Source organism: Dyella sp. OK004, assembly GCF_900114495.1.
In the GTDB taxonomy this organism is placed as follows: domain Bacteria; phylum Pseudomonadota; class Gammaproteobacteria; order Xanthomonadales; family Rhodanobacteraceae; genus Dyella_D.
In genome coordinates, this window is record NZ_FOZI01000001.1 from 1 (window position 1) to 24,466 (window position 24,466).

A 24,466-nucleotide genomic window follows, 5' to 3' on the forward strand; every position below is an offset into this window, starting at 1 on the left:
TTACTTGATGACCTTGGAGACCACACCGGCGCCGACGGTACGACCGCCCTCGCGGATCGCGAAGCGCAGACCTTCGTCCATCGCGATCGGGTGGATCAGGACTGCCTTGATCTTAATGTTGTCGCCCGGCATCACCATCTCCACGCCCTCAGGCAGTTCGATGGCACCCGTCACGTCCGTGGTACGGAAGTAGAACTGCGGACGGTAGCCCTTGAAGAACGGCGTGTGACGACCACCCTCGTCCTTCGACAGCACGTAGATCTCGCCTTCAAACTCGGTGTGCGGGGTGATCGAACCCGGCTTGGCCAGCACCTGGCCACGCTCCACGTCGTCACGCTTCAGACCGCGCAGCAGCAGACCGGCGTTGTCGCCCGCCTGGCCCTGATCCAGCAGCTTGCGGAACATTTCCACGCCGGTCACGGTGGTCTTCTGGGTCGGACGGATACCGACCACTTCGATTTCGTCACCGACCTTGATGATGCCGCGCTCGATACGACCAGTCACCACGGTACCGCGGCCCGAGATCGAGAACACGTCTTCCACCGGCATCAGGAACGGCTTGTCGATCGCACGCTCCGGCTGCGGAATGTAGCTGTCCAGCGCTTCCACCAGCTTGATGATCGCCGGCACGCCAATCTCCGACTGGTCGCCTTCCAGCGCCAGACGGGCCGAGCCGTGGATGATCGGGGTGTCGTCGCCCGGGAACTCGTACTTCGACAGCAGCTCGCGCACTTCCATCTCAACCAGCTCGAGCAGCTCGGCGTCGTCCACCATGTCGGCCTTGTTCAGGAACACGACGATGTACGGCACGCCCACCTGGCGCGACAGCAGGATGTGTTCGCGGGTCTGCGGCATCGGGCCGTCAGCGGCCGAGCACACCAGGATCGCACCGTCCATCTGCGCCGCACCCGTGATCATGTTCTTCACGTAGTCGGCGTGGCCCGGGCAGTCCACGTGGGCGTAGTGGCGGTTCGGCGATTCGTATTCGACGTGCGCGGTCGAGATCGTGATGCCACGGGCCTTCTCTTCCGGCGCCGCATCAATCGCGTCATATGCCTTGAACTCGCCACCAAAACGCTCTGCACCCACCTTCGTCAGCGCGGCCGTCAGCGTCGTCTTGCCGTGGTCCACGTGACCGATCGTGCCGACGTTGACGTGCGGCTTCGTGCGCTCGAATTTACCCTTTGCCATACGCGTTAAACCCCGATGGAGTCAAAAACAAGAAAAGTGGAATGCGATAACCGCAGCGACCAGCGAAATGGTGCTCATGACTGGAATCGAACCAGCGACCTCTTCCTTACCAAGGAAGTGCTCTACCGACTGAGCTACATGAGCACGAAAACATCCAGACCGAGATCAATGGAGCGGGAGACGGGAATCGAACCCGCACCATCAGCTTGGAAGGCTGAGGTTCTACCATTGAACTACTCCCGCCCTACGCGGAACTCGTCTGGTGGAGGGAGGTGGATTCGAACCACCGAAGGCGTAAGCCAGCAGATTTACAGTCTGCCCCCGTTGGCCGCTTGGGTATCCCTCCAACAAAGAACGGCTATTGTGTGGATCAGGCCTCAGCCTGTCAACACCTGAACGCCGAAAACTTGCATGCCACGGCGATGATTTTTGCCTCGCCAGCGCCAACAATCATTCGTCAGCAACAGCCCGCGTATCGATCAGCTGCTCCATCTCCTTGGAGAGATCCATCAGTCGCCGGGCCTGCGCCTGCAACTGGCGCTCATTGTCATCGCGCGGCTCCCAAGCCGGCACCGGTGTCGGCTTGCCGTCGGGACTATCCAGCGCCACGAACACCATCACGCAACTGGTCGCCAGACGGTGCTCGTCCTTGCGCAGATCACGCGCCAGCACATCCACCGCCATATGCATGCTCGAGCGCCCGGTATGGATCAGGCGCGCCCGCACCGTCACCAGATCGCCGATAAGGATCGGTGCGACAAACTGGATTCCGCTGACTGACGCCGTCACGCAGTACGCGCCGCTCCATGCCACCGCACAGGCGTACCCCGCCTGATCGATCCACTTCATCGCCATGCCGCCATGCACCTTGCCGCCGAAATTCACATCGGTGGGCTGGGCGAGGAAACGGAAATTCACTTCGTGTTGCTGGCCTGGCATGCGAACTCCGGCGGGCTGAACCTGCAAAAAGGTGGGTCATTATGCCCGCTTGCGTGACGGCCTCGGTGCGGCATCCAAGTCCAGCACCATTGGCGTGGTCACCATGCCCTTGGGGGAGTGCCCTTCCGGCCCCGCCAGCACAAACCCCAGCCGCAGATACACCGGTACAGCGCAGCGAGAGGCGTTGAGCGTGAAGCGACGAGTGTCAGCACGACGCACCGCGTCCTGCATGGTTCGCTGCCATAGCCTTCGTGCAATGCCCCGCCCCTGGTAGCGGGTGCCAACAAAAAACTGCACCAGATGACTGTCGCCGCGCATGGCCGACACGCCCACCAACACCTCGCCCAGAAAGGCGAGGTGAAAGCGCTGCCCTTCAAGCAGCCTTTGCCTGATCCCTTTAGCACTAAAACGCAGCAACAAAGCGGCGCCTGCCTCAGGCGACTGATCCGGCAGCACCCAGCGCCTTGCCACCCGTCGCACCAGGGCACCGATGGCCCGGGCATCCTCAGGTCGTCCAAGACGCATGCGCAATGCCGATGGGAACATGCGGTATCTCCGTCACTTCAGCAGACGCAGTGTGGCAATGGTCGGAGAAAAGAGAAGCCCCGCCAAGGCGGGGCTTCTCGAGAGCAAGCTGACCCGAAAGATCAGACGTTGAACAGGAAGTGCAGCACGTCACCGTCCTTGACGATGTAGTCCTTGCCTTCCTTGCGCAGGCGGCCCGCAGCCGCCGCACCCGCCTCGCCCTTGTACTGGATGAAGTCGTCATAGCCAACCGTTTCGGCACGGATGAAACCGCGCTCGAAGTCGGTGTGAATCACACCTGCCGCCTGTGGCGCGGTGGAGCCACGCTTGACGGTCCAGGCGCGCACCTCCTTCACGCCCGCAGTGAAGTAGGTCTGCAGATCGAGCAGCTTGTAACCCGCGCGGATCACGCGATTGAGGCCCGGCTCTTCGAGGCCAAGATCCTTGAGGAACTCATCACGGTCGGCATCCTCGAGCTGCGAAAGCTCTTCTTCGATCGCCGCGCAGACCGGCACCACTTCCGCACCCTCGGTGAGCGCACGCTGGCGCACCACGTCGAGATGCGGATTGTTCTCGAAACCGTCCTCTCGCACGTTGGCGATGTACATCAGCGGCTTGAGCGTGAGCAGGAACAGGTCGCGCACCAGCGCCTTTTCCTCTTCGTCCAGACCCAGGCTGCGTGCCGACTTGCCTTCGTTGAGACCGGCGGCCAGCTTCTGCAGCACCGGCTTCTTGGCCTGCGCTTCCTTGTCGTTAGCCTTGGCGGCACGCTCGGCGCGATTCAGCGCCCTCTCCACCGAATCAAGATCAGCCAGCGCCAGCTCGGTGTCGATGGTTTCGATGTCGGCGATCGGATCCACCTTGCCTGCCACATGCACGATGTCGCTGTGCTCGAAGCAACGCACCACGTGGGCAATCGCATCCACTTCACGGATATGCGCAAGGAATTTGTTGCCGAGGCCTTCGCCTTTCGACGCGCCCGCCACCAGACCCGCGATATCGACAAATTCCACCGCCGTCGGCACCACCTTCTGAGGATTGACGATGCCCGACAGCGCCTGCAGACGAGGATCCGGCACCGGCACCACACCCACGTTCGGCTCGATGGTGCAGAACGGGAAGTTGGCGGCAGCAATGCCCGCCTTGGTCAGCGCATTGAACAGAGTGGACTTGCCGACGTTAGGCAAGCCGACGATGCCGCATTTGATGCCCATGGAGTGATCCGTAAAGAGTTGAGCCGGCGATGTCGCCGCCTGAAAAGGGGTAAAGCGTAAAGAGCAAAAGCAGGCGCACTGCGTTTCCTCTTTGCGCTTCGCATCAGCGAAAACGCAACCTTACAGCAAGCACCGCAAGCGACTTCACGCCGCCGGTGTATGCAGCTGTTGCATAGCCTTGTCGAATTGCCCGTCCACAGCCAACGGCAACACATCTAGCGCGCGACCGATACCGTCGACGATGGCGTCCTCGTCCTTGGCGGAAGGACGGCCCAGCACCCATGGCGTAACCCTGTCCTTGTGACCGGGGTGGCCGATGCCGACGCGCAGGCGGTGGAACTTGGCATGACCCAGATGCGCCACGATGTCGCGCAGGCCGTTCTGACCACCATGGCCGCCATCGAACTTCAGGCGCACCGTACCGGCGTCCAGATCCAACTCGTCATGCGCCACCAGGCACTCGTCCGGCTCGATCTTGTAGTAGCGCAGCGCCGAAACCACAGCGATGCCGCTCTTGTTCATGAAGGTGGCAGGCTTGAGCAACCATACCGACTCGCCGCCGATACGGACCTTGCAGGTCTCGCCGTGCAGCTTCCCGTCGAAGCCCCAGCGCTCGCCCAGCCCTGCTGCGAGGGCGTCAACAAACCAGAACCCGGCGTTGTGCCGGGTTCTGAGATATTCGGCACCGGGATTACCCAGCCCGACAATGAGGCGTAAACCCGCCATGCTAGGCAAGCAAGCACATCGACAACTCGCGCACCCAGGGCACGCGAGCCGTCATGCGACTTACTTCTTGGCGTCCTTGCTGGCGTCGGCGGCCGGAGCAGCCTCGCCTTCAGCGGCCGGGGCGGCCTCGGCCTCTTCCTTCACCGTGTTGGCGGTGACGACAGCGATGTCGTGGTCCGCGCCCAGGTGCAGCGCCAGGATTTCCACACCGGCCGGCAGCTTGATCTGCGACAGATGGACGATCTCGCCCGGATTCAGGTCGGACAAGTCGACTTCCAGGAATTCCGGCAGGTTCTTCGGCAGGCAGGAGACTTCCACTTCGGTCAGGTTATGCGAGATCACCACGCCCGAGGTCTTGCCGGCGGGGGATTTTTCCTGATTGAGGAAGTGCAGCGGCACATTCACGCGAACTGCTTCGTTCTCGTTGATGCGCAGGAAGTCCATGTGCAGCATCTGCTGCTTGAACGGATGTTTCTGCCAGTCGCGCACCAGCACCTTCTGCACCTTGCCGTCGACGTTCAGGTCGAGGATCGACGAGAAGAACCACTCGTGCTTGGCAGCGAGCAGGATGGTGTTGTGCTCGATCTGGATGCTCTGCGGCGCTTGGCCGGCACCGTAAACGACGGCAGGCACGAAGTCCGCGTGACGCAGGCGGCGGCTCGCACCTTTCCCCTCGTCCGTACGGCTCTGAGCCTTGATTTCATGAGTCTGGGCCATGTTGGCATTACCTACTTCAGTAGTGATCCGCCTCGCGGCGGTTTAGGTGACTCCCCCGCGACCAGGAGAGCCAAGATGAGCGTTAGCCCTTAATCGATATAGAGCGAGCTGACCGATTCGCCGAATGCAATGCGGCGGATCGTTTCCGCCAACAGCTCGGCGACCGAGAGCTGACGGATCTTGGCGCAGGCCTGGGCTTCCGGGCGCAGCGGCAAGGTATTGGTGACCACCAGCTGATCGAGCTGGGAGCCTTCGATATTGCTGATCGCAGCACCCGACAACACCGGATGCACGCAGTACGCCACCACCTTGCGAGCACCGCGCTCCTTCAAAGCCGCAGCTGCCGCGCAAAGCGTGCCAGCGGTATCGACGATGTCGTCGACCAGCACGCAAGTCTTGCCGTCGACGTCACCAATGATATTCATCACCGTGGCCACATTGGCCTTCGGGCGACGCTTGTCGATGATCGCCAAATCCGCATCGTCCAGCCGCTTGGCCAGTGCGCGGGCGCGCACCACACCGCCAACGTCCGGACTCACCACGATCAGGTTGTCCATCGAGTGGTTGCGCCAGATGTCCGCCAGCAACAGCGGCGAGGCATAGACGTTGTCCACCGGAATATCAAAAAAGCCCTGGATCTGGTCCGCGTGCAGATCCACCGTGAGCACCCGATCCACACCGACGGTGCCGATCATCTTGGCCACCATCTTCGCCGTGATCGGCACGCGCGCCGAACGCGGGCGACGATCCTGGCGGGCATAGCCGAAATACGGCATCACTGCAGTCACGCTGGCCGCCGAAGCGCGCTTGAGCGCGTCCACCAGGGTCAGCAGCTCGAACAGATTTTCCGCGCTCGGCGCGCCCGTGGGCTGCAGCACGAACACCTCCTGGCGGCGGACGTTTTCCTCGATCTCGATCTGCGTCTCGCCGTCGCTGAAGCGACCAACCAGCGCCTTGCCGAGCGGCACGCCCAATCGCTGGGCCACGTCCTCGGCGAGAGCACGATGCGCATTGCCGGTAAAGAGCATCGGGCTGGAGGTATCAACGGTCATTGTTATGAACCTTTAGCCATATGGAATGGCTGGGGCGGCAGGATTCGAACCTGCGCATGCGGGAATCAAAATCCCGTGCCTTAACCAGCTTGGCGACGCCCCAGTATTACTTTTTCCCGCTACGCACCCGGGCACTGGCACCCGACTGCCTTACCTCTCGACCCGTGCGCCGCCGCGATGACGCGCCAAAGTCTGCTGCAAGGGCGAAACATTCACACCCATGGCCACTCGGGCCGTGAATGCCGGCGGACATTGCCCGACCACGAGCTCTGCCCGTTCCTGCGACTTGGTCTCCAGGAACACGCAGCCACCGCTGCCGGAGACTCGTCCGCTGCCGTAATCGCGGAGCCAGTCCTGCGCTGCCGCCACCCGCGGGTGACGCGCACGCACAACCGGCTCGAACGCGTTTCCAGCCGTTTCGCCCGAAACAAAGGATGAAATTGTGGCTGGCGGAGCATTTCGTGTCAATTCAGATGCTTGAAAAAGCGCTGCGGTGGGCACGTGTTCGTGGGGATCAAGCACCGCGTACCAACGCCTGGGAAGCGAAATGGGTTCCAACTTCTCGCCCACACCCTCGGCCCAGGCCGAGCGCCCGCGCACGAATACCGGTACGTCGGCACCGAGCTGCCGCCCCAGTTCGGCCAGGGCATCCTCGTCCAATCCGGTAGCCCAGAGCTGGTTCAGCGCCACCAGCACGGTGGCCGCATCCGAACTGCCGCCACCCAGGCCGCCGCCCATCGGGATGCGCTTCTCCAGCTCGATATCCACTCCGGCACCATTGGTGGCGTGAGGCTGCAGCAGCTGCGCTGCGCTGACCATCAGATCGCTTTCTTCCGGCACTCCTGGCACATCGGTCAGGCGCCTGATCTGTCCGTCCCGACGCGGCCGCAAACGAACCTCATCACCCCAATCGAGCAGGCGGAACACAGTCTGCAGCTCGTGATAACCGTCCGGACGGCGCCCGGTAATCCGCAGGAACAGATTCAACTTGGCTGGAGCCGGCCATACCGTCCAATCATCCGCTGCGGGAGGCGCCAGGGGGCGGCTCATGAAGACCCGCAAGTCGTCCGGAAAACCATTCTCCTGATCCCGCTCTCGGGCGAAGGCAAAGACCGGATCGTTTTTGTCGACCTCGACAAAGCCATGCCGGGTATAGAACGGGCCGTTCCAAGGCACATCCGCCAACGTGCCCAGATCCACCCGCCGATAGCCCGCCGCGCGCGCCCAGGCGCAGGCATGCTCGAGCAGATCCGCGCCGATGCCACGCCGCCCCCAGTCGGGCAGCACATCGATCTCGGCCACGCCAATGCTGCTGCCGCCCTCTTCCGTATCCAGCCAGATAAAGCCCACCGGTTCGGCATCGGCGTCGCTGAGCGCCACCCAGACCATGCCGCGCTCGATCGCCTGCAGCAGCAGCTCTGGCGGCATCGATACATGCACATAGAACGGCCAGGCGCGATGGCCGCGGAACAATTCCATGGCGGCACGCTCAATGGCGCACAAAGCCTCGACCTGAGCAGGCACCGCGCGCTCGATGTGATACGTCATGACGATTCCGTTGTGCGGCCAGCGTCCGCAAGGGGCGCAAAGCCTAACCCATGCGCCCCGCGACAGGGTTCAGTTGAAGGTCCAGGATTCGATCGACAGCCGAACCTTGTAGGGCGGCTTCTCAGCAAACACCTTGGTCGGCATAGGTGGCTGGCGACCCGCATCCCACTCGCGGTAGTCCACATCCCAACCATCCTGCTGCAACAGGGAGGGCAAGCGATTCACCCCGAAATTGAGTTCCGCCGGGCCGCTGTCGGCACGGAGCCCCAGCACCCAGGCGCGCAGATCGCGCAACGGCACTTCCCAGCCCAGCGCCTTGTGCATCAGCGATTCGGCATCCGGTCCGCGCAGCGGACCGCCGTCCAACCCTTCCAGCAGCGCCCCATCCGGCCCGCCGCTAAGGCGGAAGCTCTTGCCGATCACCGGCGAGCGCAGGGTGAATTCATAGCGTTCGCCATTCTGGGTCCAGTTGAGCGTGCCGCTGCCACCGTCCTTGCCATCGGACACGCCGAGCTTGCCCTGCAGGCTCCAATGATCGGCACTAGCAAGCGCCCGTTCGCGTGCTTCCTGCTCGCCAAGCAAAGCGGCGTCGCCCTTCATACGGATGGCCGGCGTCGGTACACAGGCGGCGAGCAGCAGCGGCAAGGCGGCTCCGAGGTATCGGAGGCCGCGCTTCTGGGACGTGTGGGTCATGGATTGAGGCGCTTGAGCGTGGTGTGCAGGTTATGGCTTTGCGGATCGATGCGGCGCACTTCGTCGAACACGCGCCGCGCATCCTCCTGCCGCCCCTGCTTCCACAACACCTCACCCAGATGAATGCCAACGTCAGCGTCCTTACGCGTCTGCCAGGCGCTACGCAGGGACTGCTCGGCCTGATCCAGATGCCCTAGCCGGTATTGCAGCCAGCCCCAGGAGTCGGCGATCGCCGGATCGTCCGGCTTGGCGGCACGTGCGGTCTGGATCAGTTTCTCGGCTTCCGACAGGTCGCGATTGGCATCGGCCAGGGTGTAACCCAAGGCGTTGCTGGCATCGACGTCGTCCGGCTTGAGCTGCAGCAGCCGGCGGAAGTCGGCGACGGCCTGATCGGTCTGCCCGGCCTCCGCATAGGCCAGCCCGCGCCCATAGAGCAGCTCGGGATCGTCCGGCACCACTTGCAGCGCCCGACTGAATGACGCTTCCGCCTGCGCATACTTCTGATCCTGCATATACAGCCCTGCGTCCACCTCATAGGCGCGGCGCAATTGGGCCGGCTGATCGAGGTAGTCGGTCTGCATCTGCGACAGCTGCTCATGCGCCTCGGTCGCCTTGCCCTGCTTGTGCAGCAGCACGGCGCTGCGCAGGTCGGCGTCGAAGGCATGCTCGTCGTCATCGGGCACCTGGCTGTACCAATCCAGCGCTTCCTCGCTACGGTCGAGCATCTCGGCGAGCTGGCCGAGCAGGAAAGCGCTGCCGTCCCGCATCTGTTCCGGCGAACGCTGCAGCTGGGCGTAGAGGCGGGTCAGCGCCTTGGTGTCGTTGGCGCGGGCCGCCAGGGCCGCGCGCAGGCTGAAGGTATCGGCATTCTGCGGGCCGCTGTCGAGCAACCTGGATGCGCCGGCATAGTCGCCACCCTGCCCGAGCAAGGTGGCATAGGCCAGCCGCAGGCCGAGGTTCTTGGGCGCGCGGGCAAGGGCCTTCTGGAACAGCACCTGCGCACCGGCACGATCGCCCTGGCTGAATTTCAGGCGCCCGGCCCAGGCATAGGTCTCGGCACTGTTGAAGCGCTTGATCGCCGCGTCGGCGATCTGCTGCGCATACTCGTGGCGGCCGAGCTTGTCGCCCAGCTCGCTCATCGCCAGCCAGGCCTGCGCGTCGGCGGGCAGCCGTTGCGGTGTGGCCAGTGCCTCAAGCAGATGCGCCGCTTGGGCCGGATCGCGACTGCCCAGCAAAGCGCGCCCGAACAAACGCCATGCATCCGGGTCGCCACTGCCAGTGAGCAGCTCGAGCTGGTGCCTGGCCTCGTCCGTATCGCCCCGATCCAGCGCCAATTGCGCACGAGCCATCGCCAGCGAGGACGGCTTGGCACCCAGCGTCTGCCAGCGTGCGATGGCCTGCTCAGCCAGTGCGTTGTCATGCACCGCGATGGCCATACCGGTCGCCTGCTCGGCCACCCGCGGGTCGTTGCTCAACACCATCGCCTTGCCGTAGGCGGCCGAGGCCGTCTTGAGATCGGTGCGCGTCAGCGCCATCTCGCCGGCCAGCAACTGAGCCATCAGGTCGTGCTCAGCGTCCGGCGTGGCCACCACCAGGTGGTCTAGCGGCTGATTGGCAGCCCCCGCCTGGCGGACGGGATGCTGGCCGGGCGCCGTGGCGCAGCCTGTTACCGTCAAAATCAGTAGTCCGCTCGCCGCAAAATGCCGCAGTTGCTTGAACTTGGCCCACCTGCTCAGCACACTATTCTCCGTTCATCCGTCTGTTACAGCGTCGTCACCTTATGGAACGGTCGGTGCGCCGGCCTAGTTTACGCCGCCGGATGCCCGCCGCCCTGACTCTTCTCACACCATGCCGCTGATCGCCCTAGGGCTCAATCACCTCACTGCGCCGGTCCAGTTGCGCGAGCAAGTGGCATTCGATACGGATGCCGCTGGCGCCGCGCTGCATGAGCTGAGCCTGGAGCCCGGCGTGGAAGAGGCGATGATCCTCTCCACCTGCAATCGCACCGAGTTGTACGTGAGTGTCGCAGCCGGTGCCGAAGCGGTGCCGCAGGCATGGTTGAGCCGTCATCATCAGCTGACCCCAGGCAAGCTGGACGAGTTCCTCTATCGCCACGACGAAGACGAAGCCGTGCGTCACATGTTCCGTGTGGCCACCGGGCTGGATTCGATGGTGCTGGGCGAACCGCAGATCCTCGGCCAGGTAAAAGATGCGTATCAGCTGGCGCGCGACGCGCAGTCATTGCGCGCGCCGATGGACCGGCTGCTGCAACACACCTTCGCTGTGGCCAAGCGCGTACGCACCGACACCCGCATCGGCGCACATACTGTGTCGGTCGCCTTTACTGCGGTGCGGCTCGCCGAACAGGTATTCACCGATCTGAAACAGGCTTGCGTGCTGCTGATCGGTGCCGGCGACACCATCGAACTCGCTGCGCGCCATCTCGCCGATAAGCGAGTGCGCCGGCTGATCGTGGCCAACCGCACCATGGAGAACGCGCAGGAACTAGCCAGCCGTCACGGCGGCTACGCCATCTCCCTACACGATCTGCCGCAACATCTCGCGGAAGCCGACATCGTGATTTCCTCCACCGCCGCGCGTCAGCCCGTGGTGACGCGATCGATGGTGGAGAAAGCCATCGGCGCACGCCGGCGCAAACCAATGTTCATGGTCGATATCGCGGTGCCGCGCGATATCGAAGCCGCCGTGGGCGACCTCGACGACGTGTTCCTCTATGGCATCGATGACCTGCGCCAGGTGATCGATAAGAACCGCCGCTCGCGCGAAGCCGCCGCCCGCGAGGCCGACGCCATCATCGACCTGCAGGTCGAACGCTATATGGCCTGGCGCCGAGCACTCACCGTGCGTAACCCGGCAGTGGACATGCGCCAGCACGCCGAGACTTACCGCGACGAAGTGCTGGACAAGGCGCGCGCCATGCTCGCCCGCGGCAAAACGCCGGACGAAGCGCTGGCCTTCCTCGCCAACACACTTACCAACAAGCTGCTGCACCATCCCAGTGCCCGCCTGCGCGAAGCCGCGCTGAGCGGTGACATGGATCTGCTGCACGCGGCGGGACGCCTCTACGGGCTGGACGAGAAGGACACGGATACCGGGGCTTAGCGACGCTCATCGAAGTCTCGCCCGGCGCCGCGCGCGCCGCCGCCCTATCCGCCATCCTGATCCGTCCCATGACCCCATCCTCATTGACCCCGTCGATCCGCCGCAAACTCGAAGCCCTGGCCGAGCGTCACGAAGAAATCGGCCTGCTGCTCGCCCAACCTGATGTGCTCGCCGATGGCGCGCGTTTCCGAGACCTCTCCCGCGAATACGCCCAGCTCGAACCGATCACCGCATCGCTACGCGAACACGATCAGGCCGAACGCGAGCTGGACGAGTCGCGCGCGATGCTGTCCGACCCGGACATGCGCGAACTCGCGGCAGACGACATCCAGCGCCTGGAGGCCCGGCTGACTCAGCTGGATGACGAGCTGCAGATCCTGCTGCTGCCCAAGGACCCGCGCGACGAGGCCAATCTGTTCCTCGAAGTCCGCGCCGGTACCGGCGGCGACGAAGCGGCGATCTTCGCCGGCGACGTGTTTCGCATGTACGTGCGCTACGCCGAGCGCCAGCGCTGGCACGTCGAGATCCTCAGCGAAAACCAGGGCGAGCACGGCGGCTACAAGGAAGTCGTGGCGCGCATCGAGGGCAAGGGAGCGTTCTCCCGGCTGAAGTTCGAATCCGGCGTGCATTGCGTCAAGCGGGTACCCGCCACCGAATCACAGGGCCGTGTACACACATCGACCGCCACCGTGGCCGTACTGCCCGAACTGGACGACATCGAGGACATCGATATCGCCGCATCCGATCTGAAGGTCGACACCTTCCGCGCGTCGGGCGCCGGCGGCCAGCACGTCAACAAGACCGACTCGGCGATCCGCATCACCCACCTGCCCTCTGGCATCGTGGTGGAATGCCAGGACGAACGCAGCCAGCACAAGAACCGCTCCCGCGCCATGAGTCTGCTGAAAGCCCGCCTGCTCGACGAGGCGCAATCCAAGCAGACTGCCGAACAGGCAGAGTCGCGCCGGCTGCAAGTGGGCAGCGGCGGCCGCAGCCAACGCATCCGCACCTATCGCTACAAGGACAACCTGGTCACCGACCACCGGATCGGGCTCGACCTGTACCGCCTGCCGGAGATCATGCAGGGCGATCTGGACGAATTGATCGGCGTGCTCATCCGCGAGCATCAGGCCGACGAGCTCAAATCCCTCGCGGGTTGAGAGCCAGGGACCCTCTGACCTATTCCACGCAGGCGTCACCGTTGTTGTTTGCGCGCAGATGGCCGTTGCGCTGGCGAAGGCAGACTGGATGTCTGTCGAGACAGCGCGGCGGCGAGCTGCGCGCAAACAACAACGGCCCAACCTTTTGTTTTTATATGAATGGGTGATCTCCCGAAGACGCGCTGCGGCCACCGCGCGGCTCGACCTGACGGCCAGTCAGGCGCTTCGCCACGCGGTGGCCGCAGCGCGTCTTCGGGAGATCATGCCGCCTGCGTGGAATAGGTCAGAGGGTCCCCAACGCAGTCCGCAATTGGCAGTGGCGGCCTGCTGGGTTAGCGTGCGCGGATGAAGCCGTCACACCGATCCGAACTCCTCGCCTATCAGCACCAACTGGCCCGCCTGCTAGAGCACGGCGAGGCGCTTGAGGCTGACCAGCTGGCGCTGCGCGCCCGCGCCGATTTTCCACAGGACGCGGAGATCGCCCGTCTGCACGGCCTGGCTCTGCTTCAGCTGACTCGCCACGAGGATGCACGCGAAGCGCTGCTGCAAGCCGACCATCTCGCTCCCGATAGCGTCGAAGTGCAATGCAATCTGGCCAGCCTGCAATTGAGCGAGGGCGACGCCGATGGCGCCATCGAACGCCTGCGCTCCGCGCTGCGACTGCACCCCGGGCACGCGGCCATCCTGCTAATGCTGGGCAATGCACTGATGGCGGCCGCACGCTACGTCCAGGCGCGCGAGTCCTACGCCATGGCGACCCACGGCGCACCTCAGCATGCCGGCCTGCGCCTAAACCTGGCCGCCGCGGAGTTGGAACTCGGCAATCTCGAACAGGCCAGCCAGCACATCGACGAAGCTCTGCAATTGGTTCCGAAGTTCGACAGCGCCTACGCCCTGCGCGCCCGCGTACTGCAGGCGCAAGGCCGTTTGCGCGAAGCCGCCGACGCCTGGCTGCAGGCGGAAAAGCTGGCGCCCGAGCATCCGCACTATCCATTCCATGCCGGCCTGGTGCTGGACGACGCCGGCGACCTCCCACAGGCCGCCGCCGCCTTCGAACGTGCACTGCGACTCGACGCCGCCTCCGGTGCCGCACTGGGCATGCTGGTGTTCGCCAAGCGGCGTCTATGCGACTGGCCCGGACTGGATGAGCTTTGCGCGCAACTGCACCGCGCCGTCGCCGATGGACGCGAAGGCATCACACCGTTCGCCTTTCTCGCTGAAGACGCCAGCGCTACCGAACAGCGCCGCTGCGCCAGCACCTTCGCGGCCGGCATCGAGCAGCACGCCGCACCCTTGCGCAAGGAGCTTTCCCTCACGCATCACCTGCCCAAGGCCGATGCACTGATGCGCGTCGGCTTTGTCTCCAACGGCTTTGGCGAACGCCCTATCGGTCAGCTCACCGTGGCACTACTGGAGCAACTGAGCGACAACCTTTTAGACGTCCATCTGTTCAGCACGGCACCGAACGAAGGCGACCCTATCCGCCGCCGCCTCGACGCGACCACCACCGTGCACGATGTCGCCCACCTCAGCCCGCCCGCGCTCGCGCGACACATCCACCAGGCCGGCATCGAGATCCTGTTCGATCTGCGGAGCTATGGCGGTGGCGCCAACAGCGACCTGTTCGAGTTCCGCCCGGCGCCGGTGCAAGTGAACTGGCTGGCCTATCCCGCTACGTCCGGCGCGTCGTGGACGGACTACCTGCTGACAGACGCCGTCGCCCTGCCCGCCACCTTGCGCGACGCCTTCAGCGAAAAAATAGTGCGCCTGCCACGTTGCGCACTGCCGGCCGACAACACTCGCACCATCGGCGAACCACCATCCCGCGAAGCCTGCGGACTGCCCGCAGAAGGCGTCGTGTTCGCCAGCTTCAACGGCAGCCACAAACTCAATCCAGCCGCGTTTGCGCGCTTCATGTTGATCCTGCAGCAAGTACCAGGCAGCGTGTTGTGGCTGCTCAGCGGCCCGAATGGCGCCGACGACCGGTTGCGCGCCGCCGCAACCGCGCTGGACATCAACCCGCAACGCCTGGTGTTCCTGCCACGCTTGCCGCATGCCGAACATCTGGCACGCCTGACCCATGCCGACCTGTTTCTCGACAGCCTGCCCTGCAATGCGCAGTCCACTGCGGTCGATGCCTTGTGGGCCGGCTGCCCGGTGCTGACCTGGGTCGGCCAGACGCTCGCGGGGCGGCAATGCGCGAGCCTGCTGTTTCACGCTCACCTGCCGGAGCTGGTCACCGAAGATGAGGAATCCTTCATCGCCATGGCTACCCATCTTGGCAACGATCGCGAAGCACTGACGACACTGCGCCAGCACCTCGCCCAACGACGCACGCAGCTGCCATTGTTCGACATGCAAGCCTTCGCCGCGGATTTCCGCCGCGCTGTGCAAGCGATGGGTTCGCGCTACCGCATCGGGCGTCCGCCCATCGACCTGGATCTATAACCAACAACGGGAGTCGTCATGGCCAAGAACGACAAGCGCTATCGCGAGACCATGGAAGAGCTGCAGATCGAGTTGGCCGGCCTGCATCGCTGGCTCAAACGCAGCGGCAAACGGCTGGTGGTGATCTTCGAAGGCCGCGATGCCGCCGGCAAGGGCGGCACCATCAAGGCCATCACCGAGTCGATGGATACGCGCGGCTACCGCATCGCCGCGCTGTCCAAGCCGGATGAGCGCGAAGCCACCGAGTGGTACTTCCAGCGCTACATCGAATACCTGCCCACCGCCGGCGAATTCGTACTGTTCGATCGCAGCTGGTACAACCGCGCCGTGGTGGAACCGGCCATGGGTTTCTGCACCAAGGATCAGTACGAAGCCTTCATGCAGACCGTGCCGACCTTCGAAAAGATGCTCACCGACGACGGCATCATCCTGGTGAAGTACTGGCTGGCGGTGGATCAGGAAGAACAAGAGCAGCGCTTCGCTTCGCGCGCCAAGGATCCGCTCAAACGCTGGAAACTCTCTCCGGTCGATCTCGCTTCTCGCGGCAAATACGCCGAGATCGGACGCCTGCGCGACGTCATGATCGAGCGCACGCACCAACCCGGCGCCCCCTGGTTCGTGGCGGACTTCAACGATCAGAAGCGCGGCCGCATCAATCTGATCCGACATCTGCTCGAACAGATCCCGCGCCATGACGAAACCGTGCCCAAAGTGAAACTGGCACCGCTCAAGGGTAAGCCCAAGCACGAAAAAGTGACGGACAAAGCGCTGTGGGTGCCCAACACTTATTAGGTATTAGGCGATGCTGAAACCCTTCGGCGCGCTGCCCGACCAGGCTTCGCGCCGCACTTCAGTTACCTTGGCCGTCGTCGGCCCACGCCATAGCCAGCGCTCCAGCGCCTCGATGGCGGATTCGCTGCCACAGGCCAGTACTTCCACGCCTCCGTCAGGCAGGTTCTTCGCATAGCCGGACAGACCCAGCGTCAGCGCTTGCTCTCGTGCGCTGGCGCGATAGAACACACCTTGCACTCGTCCGCTGACTAGAAAGCGCGCTGCCGCCATGATGCGCCGCCTTACTTGCTCAATCCGATCGCCTGACCCAGCGACGCCTCGGTCACCGGCCCGATGAAGCGCTTCGCCACCTTGCCGTCCGGCCCGATCAGCCAGGTCGTGGGTAGGCCGCGTGGCTCGTCAAAATCCTTTACCGGCTTGTCCAGTGTTACCTGAGCAACTGGATAACTCACGGGATGCTTGGCCAGAAACGCCTGGATATCGGCCTTGTCGCTGTCTTCGTAAGCCAGGCCGATCGCAGCGACCTTGTCCTTATGCGTGCGGACGAAGTTCGAAATATCGGGCATCTCCTTGATACAAGGCACGCACCAGGTGGCCCAGAAATTCACGATCACAAATTTGCCGCGCTGCTCGGCGAGGTCGTACGGCTTGCCGTCGAGCGTGGAAATTTTGAGCGCGGGCTGCGCCGGCATGGCGGCGTGGACGCTCGCCGCACCTAGCAAGGCAGCGAGGGAGAAAACAAACGAGGGAAGCCACTTCATACAACGATTTCCTTTTCCTCGGGTGCAGGGGACGGCGGATAAGCCTGGTCGAGCTTGGCGCCCAGTGTGCTCTTCAGCGTGTCGGCGGCGTGGCCCAGCAGTTGCAGCAACTCGTCGGGCAGTTGAATGCCCAGCGTCTGCGCTTCCTGCATGGGGTCGAGCGGTAGAGGGTAGCCCGCGTGGCGGTACACGCGCAGCAGATCGGTGGCGTCCAGGCTGCGGCTGAGCAGCCAGCCACCCGACTCGCTGCGCTGGATCAGATCGGCATGCTGCAGATCATCGAAGAACACCGTAATGGAGGCACTGCGCAGATACGGCTCCTGCACCCGCACGGTTGCCACATCCACGCTGACACCTTTGCGCTGCGCCTCCACGAAATGACGCAACACCACCAGCAAACCGAGAAACTCGGAGCCTTCGGGCAGGCAGGCACTCGGCACCTGGTATTCGTACGCGGATACCGACGCCGCCACCGAAGCACCAAGAATTACGATGATCCAGGACAGATAGATCCACAGCAGCAGGATCGGCAACGCGGCCAGTGCCGCACCGTATATCTGCTGATAGGTCTGCGCGTGGTGCACGAATACGGCAAAGCCCCAGCGCGCGATCTCGAACAACACCGCGCCCAGCAGCGCGCCGATCGCACCATCCTTCAGCGACACCTTGCGGTTCGGCACCACGGTGTACAGCAGCCACAAGGTGATGAAGGTCACCACGAAGGGCAGGACACTCAGCAGGCGCGCGCCGAAACCGAGCTGGCCGGCCGCATCCTTCAGCAAGGGCACGGCGGTAACGTAGGAGCTGGCGGCAAGCCCGCCCACCACCAGAATCGGCCCCAGGGTCAGCGCGGCCCAGTACAACAGCAGCCGAGGCCCCCAGCCGCGCGGCTGATGCACGCGCCAGATGCGGTTGAGGCGATCTTCGATGCTGATCATCATCGAGATCGCACTGAACAACATCACGATCACGCTGATGCCGGTGAGCTTGCTCGCGTTGTCGGCAAACGCCAGCAACGCGTTCTTCACCGTATCCGCCGCCGCGGGCACAAAGTTGAAGACGAAATTGATCAGCGTATTGCGCCATTCGGCGAATACCGGAAACGCAGAAAACATCGCCAGCACCGCCACAGTCAGCGGCACCAGCGAGACCAGGGTGGTGTAAGAAAGCGCGCCCGCCGTCTCGAAGCATTTGTCGTCGATAAAGCGCTGCCACATGAAGCGGCTGAAGCTGGTGGTGCGATCGCGGTCGAAACGCCAGTTCATGGCCTTCCCTCTTCGGCTGCTGTCACCCGAAGTGCGCGACGGCAACATGGGCGGAATCGACCGTACACTACCCGATCCGCACTGAATGCCCCAAACCCTCCGAGCAGCGAGCCACGTCGCATGAACCGAGACATCCTGGTCCTCTACTACAGCCGCACCGGCCACACCGCTCAGCTGGCCCGCCTGATCGCGCGTGGCGTGGAGGAAGTGCCCGGCATGCAGGCGCGCCTGCGTCAGGTACCGCCAGTGGCCCCGGTCACCGAAGTCGCGCAGCCGCCCGAACCCGAGGATGGCGCACCTTACGTGACCAAGCAGGACCTCACCGATTGCGCCGGCCTGGCGCTCGGCAGCCCCACGCGCTTCGGCAATATGGCCGCGCCGCTCAAGCATTTTCTTGACACCACTGGCGCCGAATGGGCCAGCGGCGCGCTCGCCGGCAAGCCGGCTGCCGTGTTCACCTCCACCAGCACCATGCACGGCGGACAAGAGTCCACGCTGTTGAGCATGGCCCTGCCATTGCTTCACCACGGCATGTTGCTGGTCGGCGTGCCGTATACCGAGCCCGCACTCACTTCCACGCACAGCGGCGGCACACCCTACGGCGCCAGCCACGTGGCCGGCCCAAAGGGCGACAACCCGATCAGCGAGCATGAACGCGAACTCGCGCGCGCATTGGGCCGCCGCCTCGCCGACGTGGCACGCAAGCTGGGCAACTCGGCATGACCGCAGCGGTTCCCACGCACTATCGTCTCGGCCTCACCGCCTGGGCCGGCCTGCTGCTGTTGCAGCTGGTGTGGCACGGCTGGCTGTTCCCCGCGCAACTGATGCCGGTGTGGCTGGTGTTATTAATCACTGTCGTGCCGCTGCTACTGCCACTGCTGGCGATCCGTGATGTGCGGCGCGCGCTGCTGTGGGTGGGCATCCTCAGCCTGTTCTATTTCTGCCATGGCATTGCCGAAGGCTGGAGTTCCTCCAGCGAACGCTGGCTGGCTCTGGCCGAGATCATCCTCACTTTGCTGCTGATCGGTACGCTGGGCGCCGGGGTGAAACGCAAGCCGAAGCACTGACGCCTATACTCGCCGGGCACAGATGCTCGGGAGCCGTTCCATGGGATTCCTGCAAGACGCGCCGCAACTGGCGCATCCGTATCGCGACGATCGCCTACTCACCGCCCTACTCGATCGCAGCCTGCCGATGGATCGCCGCTCGGCGCTCGACGCCGACCTCGACGCGTTGGGCGACTACGCGCAAATGGCGTGGAAGCGCGCCTGCGCCACCACCCGCCGCAAACCGATACTGACTCAATGGGACGCCTGGGGTCGGCGCGTGGATCGCATCGAGCTGACCACCGCCTGGCAGGAAGGCCCGCAACTCACCACGCGCCACGCCGTGCTCGCCGCCGGCCACGACAATCATCCCTGCGCACGCCTGGAAGAGTTTGCCCGTATCTACCTCTATCACCTCGCCAGCGAGTTCTACACCTGCCCGCTGGCGATGACCGACGGCGCGGCCACCGCGCTGAAGGCCTCTGGCAATCACGCGCTGATCGAACGCGCCCTGCCGCACTTCCTCAGCCGCAACCCCGCTACGTTCTGGCTCAGCGGCCAATGGATGACCGAGACACCCGGCGGCTCCGATGTCGGCAACACCGAAACCATCGCGCGCCGCGACCCCGACGGCCAATGGCGTCTGTACGGCCGCAAGTGGTTCAGCTCGGCCGTCGTCGGCGAAGCCGCCCTGGCGTTGGCGCGCCCCGAAGGCGGCGAACCCGGCACGGCCGCACTGGCCTTGTTCTATGTGGAAACCATGGACGGCAGCCAGCGCAAACCGCAGCTGGTGATCGACCGCCTCAAGGACAAACTGGGTACACACGAACTGCCCACCGCCGAAATCCATCTCGACGGCCTGCCCGCGTGGCCCGTTGGCGAACTCGCGCACGGGGTGCGCCAAGTCGCACCGATGCTCAACGTCACCCGCACCTGGAACGCGATCTGCGCCGTCGCCAGCATGGCCCGCGCCATCCACCTGGCCCGCGATTACGCGCGCCGCCGCCAGGCTTTCGGCAAACCGCTGGCCGATCAACCCCTGCACGCCCACACGCTCGCCGGCATGCAGGCCGAATTCGAAGCCGCCTTCGCCCTGGCCTTTGAAGTCGCCCACCTGCTCGGTCGCGTCGAACACAACGCCGCCACGCCGCAGGAAGCCGCCCTGCTGCGCCTGCTCACGCCGCTGGCCAAACTGTGGACCGGCAAGCTCGCCGTAAAGCTCTGCTCGGAAGCGATGGAGTGCTTCGGCGGCGCCGGCTATATCGAAGACACCGGCCTGCCCCAACTGCTGCGCGACGCCCAGGTCTACGCCATCTGGGAAGGCACCACCAACGTACTCTCCCTCGACAGTCTGCGCGCCCTCACTGGCAAGGCTCCTGCCGCTCTGCGCGAAGCCGTCACCCACTGGCTCGCCGACAACGACGACATGCACGCCGCCAGCACCATCCAGCACGTACTCGACGCCGCCACCCACTGGCTCGACACCCACGGCCAACAACGCGACACCCTGGAAGCCGGCGCCAGAGGCCTATCCATCACCCTCGCCCGCTGTGCCGCCGCAGCTCTACTGGCACGACAGGCCGCCTGGTCCCGACAACGCGGCGACATGCGCCCCGGCGCAGCCCTGCGCCGCTTCATCACCCACGGCCTCGACCGCCTGGTCAGCCCCAACATCACCGACACCACGCTACTTCTGTAGGAGCCTACCCTGTGGGCGAAACGGCCCGGGAGGGCCGCGCTTTAAAGGCTGGCCCTGCTACGCAGGCCTTTCGCCCACAGGGTGTGGCTCCTACACTTAAACTAGCGCTCTCCTTACCCACGGCATTCCGACATGCAGCACCTCACCATCGTCACCACCGGCGGCACCATCGACAAGATCTACTTCGACGACAAGTCGGACTACAAGATCGGCGCGCCGCAGATCGGCGACATCCTCAGCCAGCTCGGTGTCGCGTTCCAGTTCGACGTGATCCCGATCCTGCGCAAGGACAGCCTGCACATGGGCGAGGAAGACCGTGCACTGGTGCGCTCCACCATCGAGGCACAGCCGCACCGCCACGTGCTGGTCACCCACGGCACCGACACCATGGTGGAAACCGCCAAAGAACTAGCCAACATCAAGGGCAAGGTGATCGTGCTCACTGGCGCACTGAACCCGGCGCGCTTCCAGGGCTCGGACGCGGTGTTCAACATCGGCTGCGCCGTGGCCGCCGTGCAGACGCTGCCGGACGGCGTCTACATCACCATGAACGGCCGCGTGTGGGATCCGTCCAAGGTACGCAAGAACCGCGACGCCAATCGCTTCGAAGAAGCCGGCGGCTGACAAGACACGCGCGCTTCGATCTCGATGCGCCGCAGAAACAGGACAGGCCCGGTCGTTGTCGACCGGGCCTGTTTTTTATCAGCAACTATCAGGCGCCGCAGGGACGACGCCTGACGTTATTGCCTTACTGCACGTTCAAGTTGACGTCATCCACCACAAACGAGGTCTGCAGCGAGCTGTCTTCGGTGCCCGTGAACTTGATGGTCACGGTCTGGCCGATATAGGCGCTGAGATCGAACGTACGCAGGGCATAACCCGACGCAGCGTTGAGGTTGGAGTACGTCGCCAGCGTCTTCAGCACGGTGCCGCTGCTGTTGAGCACCTGCACGTTGAGCTTGTCGTACGCGGTGGTGGTGGTCGTCTCCGCCGTGTCGATGTGCAGATAGAACGTCAGCGAGGCCGAGGTCTTGCCCGCCGTAATGGCGACCTGCTGCGACAGCGTGTCGGTGTGCGAGCTGCCGTAGCCATCCAGCCACACGAACCAGCTACCAGCGTGCGCAGTCTGGCCGCTGCAGGTGCTGTTGCTGCATAGCGCACCCGAGCTGATCGACCACGGCGAAGCCGCACCACTCTCGAAGCCGGTGTTGCCCAGCAACTGCGTCGCACCACCACCGCTGCTCACCGTGACCGAAGCGGTCTTGCTGCTGGTCTTGGCACTGACGCCGTCGGTCACCGTCTCGGTCACGCTATAGGTGCCGGCGGCGGCGTAGGCGTGGCTTGGGCTGGTCGCGGTGGAGCTGCTGCCATCGCCGAAGGTCCACGAATGCGACGAGATACTGCCGCCGCTATCGGTAGAGCTGTCGGTGAAGTTGGCGGTCAGGCCACTAGTGGTGAAGCTAAAGTTCGCCGTCGGCGTACCACCCGTGCCACCGCCGCCCGACACCCAGTTCGCCGCGGCGAAGGTGTTGAGCTTGGCGATATCCAGCGAGCCCCAGCCCGTGGTGTAGTCCCAGCCGGCAGCGGCGTTGTAGCCGTAGCCGTTATAACCGTTGTTGCCCGAGGTCACGTCGTGCAGCAGCTCCGGATGGTTCGGGAAGTCCGCGTACATCTTCGAGGTCGGGAACGGCAGGTTGTTGCTGTTGGCGGACTGGATACGCGACCACACGCCCACGAAGATCGGCGAAGCCAGGCTGGTGCCGCCGATCTGCGCGACGCTGCCCTGGTAGACGATCTGCGCGCCGCTGGACTGCGCGGCGTCGAAGGCCACGTCAGGCAGCACACGCTTGGTCACCGAGGAACCCAGCGCAGTGGTCTGCCAGGCCGGTGCGTTTTCGAACGAGCTGACACCGCCGCCGGTGGCCCACAGACGCTTACGCGTATCGGTGGAGCTGACCTGTGCGAGGCCTTCGTTCCACACCGTCTCGCCGGCCCACACGTTGCCGTTGGTGGTGGACAGCGTGGTGCCACCCACGGCAACGACGTACGGCGAAGTCGCCGGCTCGCTCACCGAGTACGAGCTCAGGTTGGCGGTAACGGTGCCGGACGAGTTGGTCAGCACACCGCCCTGCGACTCGTACACACCTTCGTCGCCGGAGGAGATCGAGAAGGTCTGACCCTGCGCCACCGCCTGCTGGAACACGTTGTCGTCAGCCGCCTGCGTACCTGCATTGTGCGAAGCGGTTTCGTCTTCGCCCAGCGACACGTTGATCACCTTGGCCACGTTGTCGGTCACGGCCTTGTTGTAGGCAGCGGTGATGCCGGCATCGGTGAGGCTGCCGTTGTTGGTGCCATTGGCTGCGGTGTAGAGGATCAGCTTCTGCACGCCGCCCGAGGTACCGACGATGGTCTGCGTATCCAGATCCCATTCGCCGTCGCCGTTGGCGTCATCCCACAGCGCAGCGGTGCCCACCTTGACGGTCTGCACGTTGGTCGTCGGCAGGCCGGCATTGCTGGTGAAGGTGTTGAGATCGCTGATGGTCTGGGTGGTGTCACCCCAAGTGATCACGCCGACCGTAGTGTTGGACGCATTCGGCGTGGTGCCCGCGTCGTAGATCGAAGCGAACTGGGTCGGGTTGTGGCTGGTGATGCTGCCGGTCGCCTGCGTGGTGACGTTGCTGTGCAACTCGCTGGAGGTGTTCGGCTTGATGAAGTGATACATCGTGTGCTTCACGCTCACGTCCTGCAGGCCGAGCACCGCGTTGACGGTATCGCCCAGCGCTGCCGGTACGAGCACTTCGCCGTCGTTGGCGATGCGCTGGCGGCCACGGAACTCGAACTGCTTCATGGTGGTGCGGAAGCCGGCCTGTACGCTGCCGGCGTTACCGTCGGCCTCGACCAGCAGGTTGTTCGGCGCCACCGTAATGTTGGTGAAACCAGCGGAACGCAGATGCGCGATCACCGCCTGCACTTGCTGCTCGGTCGGCGCGTAGTTGGCCTTGAACTGCGCCGGCGTGAGGAACTTGCCGTAATGCGCGCTGCCCGGCGTGGCCAGCTCATGCAGCAACTGCTGCAGCTGGCTCTCGTTGCGCAGCTTCAGGCTCACGGCGACATGCAGCGGCTTGCTCTGTTCCAGCGGCGTCACCAGCGTATCGGCGACGGTCGGGTTGCCACGCATGGTCAGCGTCCAGGCCTGCCCCGCGGCCATGGTGGAAACGCTGGCCGTGCCGGCCGGTGCCGCGGACTTCTGCATCGCCGCGTGCGTATTGGTGTTTACCCATGAATCGGTCGCCGCCTGTGTGGTGCCGGCCAGCATCGCCATCGAGACGGCTAGCGGCAGCAGTGCCTTGCGGTGACCCTTTGCAACTCCCCACTTAGTTTTACGACTGGTCATTCCATAACTCCCAGACATTTTTTTGGGACAAGCGAGCCCTATGCGGCCACGCGGCCCCATGAGAAATACCGTGCGATGCACGGCTCCTGTTTGGTGATTGCCCAACGATCCTTCGAACGTCCGGATCACGACTTCCCCTGGTCAATCCATGACGCAGCCGTGTCTGAACTTGC

General features: G+C 64.2%; 22 protein-coding genes and 4 tRNA genes. 8 read left to right on the plus strand and 18 right to left on the minus strand.

Annotated features, from left to right (window positions below):
* From tuf to BM338_RS00070, 14 genes are all read right to left on the minus strand, one after another.
* A complete protein-coding gene (gene tuf, locus BM338_RS00005) occupies positions 1-1,191 on the minus strand; it encodes an elongation factor Tu (protein ID WP_090448751.1) in 1,191 nt (396 codons plus the stop codon).
* A gap of 68 nt (positions 1,192-1,259) precedes the next feature.
* Positions 1,260-1,335: transfer RNA gene (locus tag BM338_RS00010), tRNA-Thr, on the minus strand.
* Positions 1,336-1,360: 25 nt separating this feature from the next.
* Positions 1,361-1,434: transfer RNA gene (locus BM338_RS00015), tRNA-Gly, on the minus strand.
* A gap of 17 nt (positions 1,435-1,451) precedes the next feature.
* Positions 1,452-1,537 (minus strand) — tRNA-Tyr (locus BM338_RS00020).
* A gap of 104 nt (positions 1,538-1,641) precedes the next feature.
* Positions 1,642-2,130, minus strand: coding sequence for an acyl-CoA thioesterase (locus BM338_RS00025; protein WP_090448752.1), 489 nt, complete (start codon positions 2,128-2,130; stop codon positions 1,642-1,644).
* Between the two features lie 39 nt (positions 2,131-2,169).
* Entirely contained in the window at positions 2,170-2,676 is a 507-nt protein-coding gene (locus BM338_RS00030) for a GNAT family N-acetyltransferase (RefSeq protein ID WP_090448753.1), read from the minus strand.
* A gap of 101 nt (positions 2,677-2,777) precedes the next feature.
* Positions 2,778-3,869: a redox-regulated ATPase YchF gene (gene ychF / locus BM338_RS00035; RefSeq protein WP_090448754.1), complete on the minus strand. Its 1,092-nt coding sequence runs from the start codon at positions 3,867-3,869 to the stop codon at positions 2,778-2,780.
* Between the two features lie 144 nt (positions 3,870-4,013).
* The gene (pth, locus tag BM338_RS00040; protein WP_090448755.1) at positions 4,014-4,595 is read right to left on the minus strand and encodes an aminoacyl-tRNA hydrolase; all 582 of its coding nucleotides are present in this window, start codon (positions 4,593-4,595) and stop codon (positions 4,014-4,016) included.
* A gap of 60 nt (positions 4,596-4,655) precedes the next feature.
* Positions 4,656-5,312 (minus strand): 50S ribosomal protein L25/general stress protein Ctc, encoded by a 657-nt coding sequence (locus tag BM338_RS00045; RefSeq protein ID WP_090448756.1) that lies wholly within the window; start codon positions 5,310-5,312, stop codon positions 4,656-4,658.
* An 89-nt stretch (positions 5,313-5,401) separates the two neighbouring features.
* Entirely contained in the window at positions 5,402-6,364 is a 963-nt protein-coding gene (locus tag BM338_RS00050) for a ribose-phosphate diphosphokinase (RefSeq protein ID WP_177229182.1), read from the minus strand.
* Positions 6,365-6,390: 26 nt separating this feature from the next.
* Positions 6,391-6,467 (minus strand) — tRNA-Gln (locus tag BM338_RS00055).
* Between the two features lie 47 nt (positions 6,468-6,514).
* The gene (gene ispE / locus BM338_RS00060) at positions 6,515-7,912 is read right to left on the minus strand and encodes a 4-(cytidine 5'-diphospho)-2-C-methyl-D-erythritol kinase (RefSeq protein WP_090448757.1); all 1,398 of its coding nucleotides are present in this window, start codon (positions 7,910-7,912) and stop codon (positions 6,515-6,517) included.
* A gap of 69 nt (positions 7,913-7,981) precedes the next feature.
* Entirely contained in the window at positions 7,982-8,605 is a 624-nt protein-coding gene (gene lolB, locus BM338_RS00065) for a lipoprotein insertase outer membrane protein LolB (RefSeq protein WP_090448758.1), read from the minus strand.
* Complete coding sequence (locus BM338_RS00070) at positions 8,602-10,344, minus strand: tetratricopeptide repeat protein (protein ID WP_090448759.1); 1,743 nt, start codon at positions 10,342-10,344, stop codon at positions 8,602-8,604. Before BM338_RS00070 ends, lolB begins: the two co-directional genes overlap by 4 nt.
* A gap of 109 nt (positions 10,345-10,453) precedes the next feature.
* On the opposite strand from BM338_RS00070, the gene hemA reads away from it, so the two are divergent.
* From hemA to ppk2, 4 genes are all read left to right on the plus strand, one after another.
* Entirely contained in the window at positions 10,454-11,728 is a 1,275-nt protein-coding gene (gene hemA, locus BM338_RS00075) for a glutamyl-tRNA reductase (protein ID WP_090448760.1), read from the plus strand.
* An 83-nt stretch (positions 11,729-11,811) separates the two neighbouring features.
* Positions 11,812-12,888, plus strand: coding sequence for a peptide chain release factor 1 (prfA, locus tag BM338_RS00080; RefSeq protein WP_090450020.1), 1,077 nt, complete (start codon positions 11,812-11,814; stop codon positions 12,886-12,888).
* A gap of 345 nt (positions 12,889-13,233) precedes the next feature.
* A complete protein-coding gene (locus BM338_RS00085; RefSeq protein WP_090448761.1) occupies positions 13,234-15,336 on the plus strand; it encodes an O-linked N-acetylglucosamine transferase, SPINDLY family protein in 2,103 nt (700 codons plus the stop codon).
* Positions 15,337-15,354: 18 nt separating this feature from the next.
* Positions 15,355-16,128: a polyphosphate kinase 2 gene (gene ppk2 / locus BM338_RS00090; RefSeq protein WP_090448762.1), complete on the plus strand. Its 774-nt coding sequence runs from the start codon at positions 15,355-15,357 to the stop codon at positions 16,126-16,128.
* 3 nt (positions 16,129-16,131) lie between these two features.
* Here ppk2 and BM338_RS00095 read toward each other — a convergent pair whose 3' ends face one another.
* The 3 genes from BM338_RS00095 to BM338_RS00105 form a co-directional block, all read right to left on the minus strand.
* Positions 16,132-16,398 carry an acylphosphatase gene (locus BM338_RS00095; protein ID WP_090448763.1) on the minus strand — a complete coding sequence of 89 codons (267 nt, stop codon included), beginning with the start codon at positions 16,396-16,398 and terminating at the stop codon, positions 16,132-16,134.
* A gap of 11 nt (positions 16,399-16,409) precedes the next feature.
* Positions 16,410-16,820, minus strand: coding sequence for a TlpA family protein disulfide reductase (locus BM338_RS00100; RefSeq protein ID WP_255367204.1), 411 nt, complete (start codon positions 16,818-16,820; stop codon positions 16,410-16,412).
* 65 nt (positions 16,821-16,885) lie between these two features.
* Positions 16,886-18,154, minus strand: coding sequence for a YihY family inner membrane protein (locus tag BM338_RS00105; RefSeq protein WP_090448765.1), 1,269 nt, complete (start codon positions 18,152-18,154; stop codon positions 16,886-16,888).
* A gap of 120 nt (positions 18,155-18,274) precedes the next feature.
* Between BM338_RS00105 and wrbA the strand changes: the two genes are divergently transcribed.
* The 4 genes from wrbA (at position 18,275) to BM338_RS00125 (ending at position 21,523) form a co-directional block, all read left to right on the plus strand.
* Positions 18,275-18,877: an NAD(P)H:quinone oxidoreductase gene (gene wrbA / locus BM338_RS00110; protein WP_090448766.1), complete on the plus strand. Its 603-nt coding sequence runs from the start codon at positions 18,275-18,277 to the stop codon at positions 18,875-18,877.
* Positions 18,874-19,221: a DUF2069 domain-containing protein gene (locus BM338_RS00115; protein WP_090448767.1), complete on the plus strand. Its 348-nt coding sequence runs from the start codon at positions 18,874-18,876 to the stop codon at positions 19,219-19,221. The genes wrbA and BM338_RS00115 overlap by 4 nt, the downstream gene beginning before the upstream one ends.
* A 40-nt stretch (positions 19,222-19,261) precedes the next feature.
* The gene (locus BM338_RS00120; RefSeq protein WP_090448768.1) at positions 19,262-20,899 is read left to right on the plus strand and encodes an acyl-CoA dehydrogenase family protein; all 1,638 of its coding nucleotides are present in this window, start codon (positions 19,262-19,264) and stop codon (positions 20,897-20,899) included.
* Positions 20,900-21,031: 132 nt separating this feature from the next.
* Complete coding sequence (locus BM338_RS00125) at positions 21,032-21,523, plus strand: asparaginase domain-containing protein (RefSeq protein ID WP_090448769.1); 492 nt, start codon at positions 21,032-21,034, stop codon at positions 21,521-21,523.
* Positions 21,524-21,647: 124 nt separating this feature from the next.
* Here the strand turns inward: BM338_RS00125 and BM338_RS00130 are convergent, their stop codons facing one another.
* Positions 21,648-24,293 (minus strand): protease pro-enzyme activation domain-containing protein, encoded by a 2,646-nt coding sequence (locus tag BM338_RS00130; RefSeq protein ID WP_090448770.1) that lies wholly within the window; start codon positions 24,291-24,293, stop codon positions 21,648-21,650.
* Between the last annotated feature and the right edge of the window lie 173 nt (positions 24,294-24,466).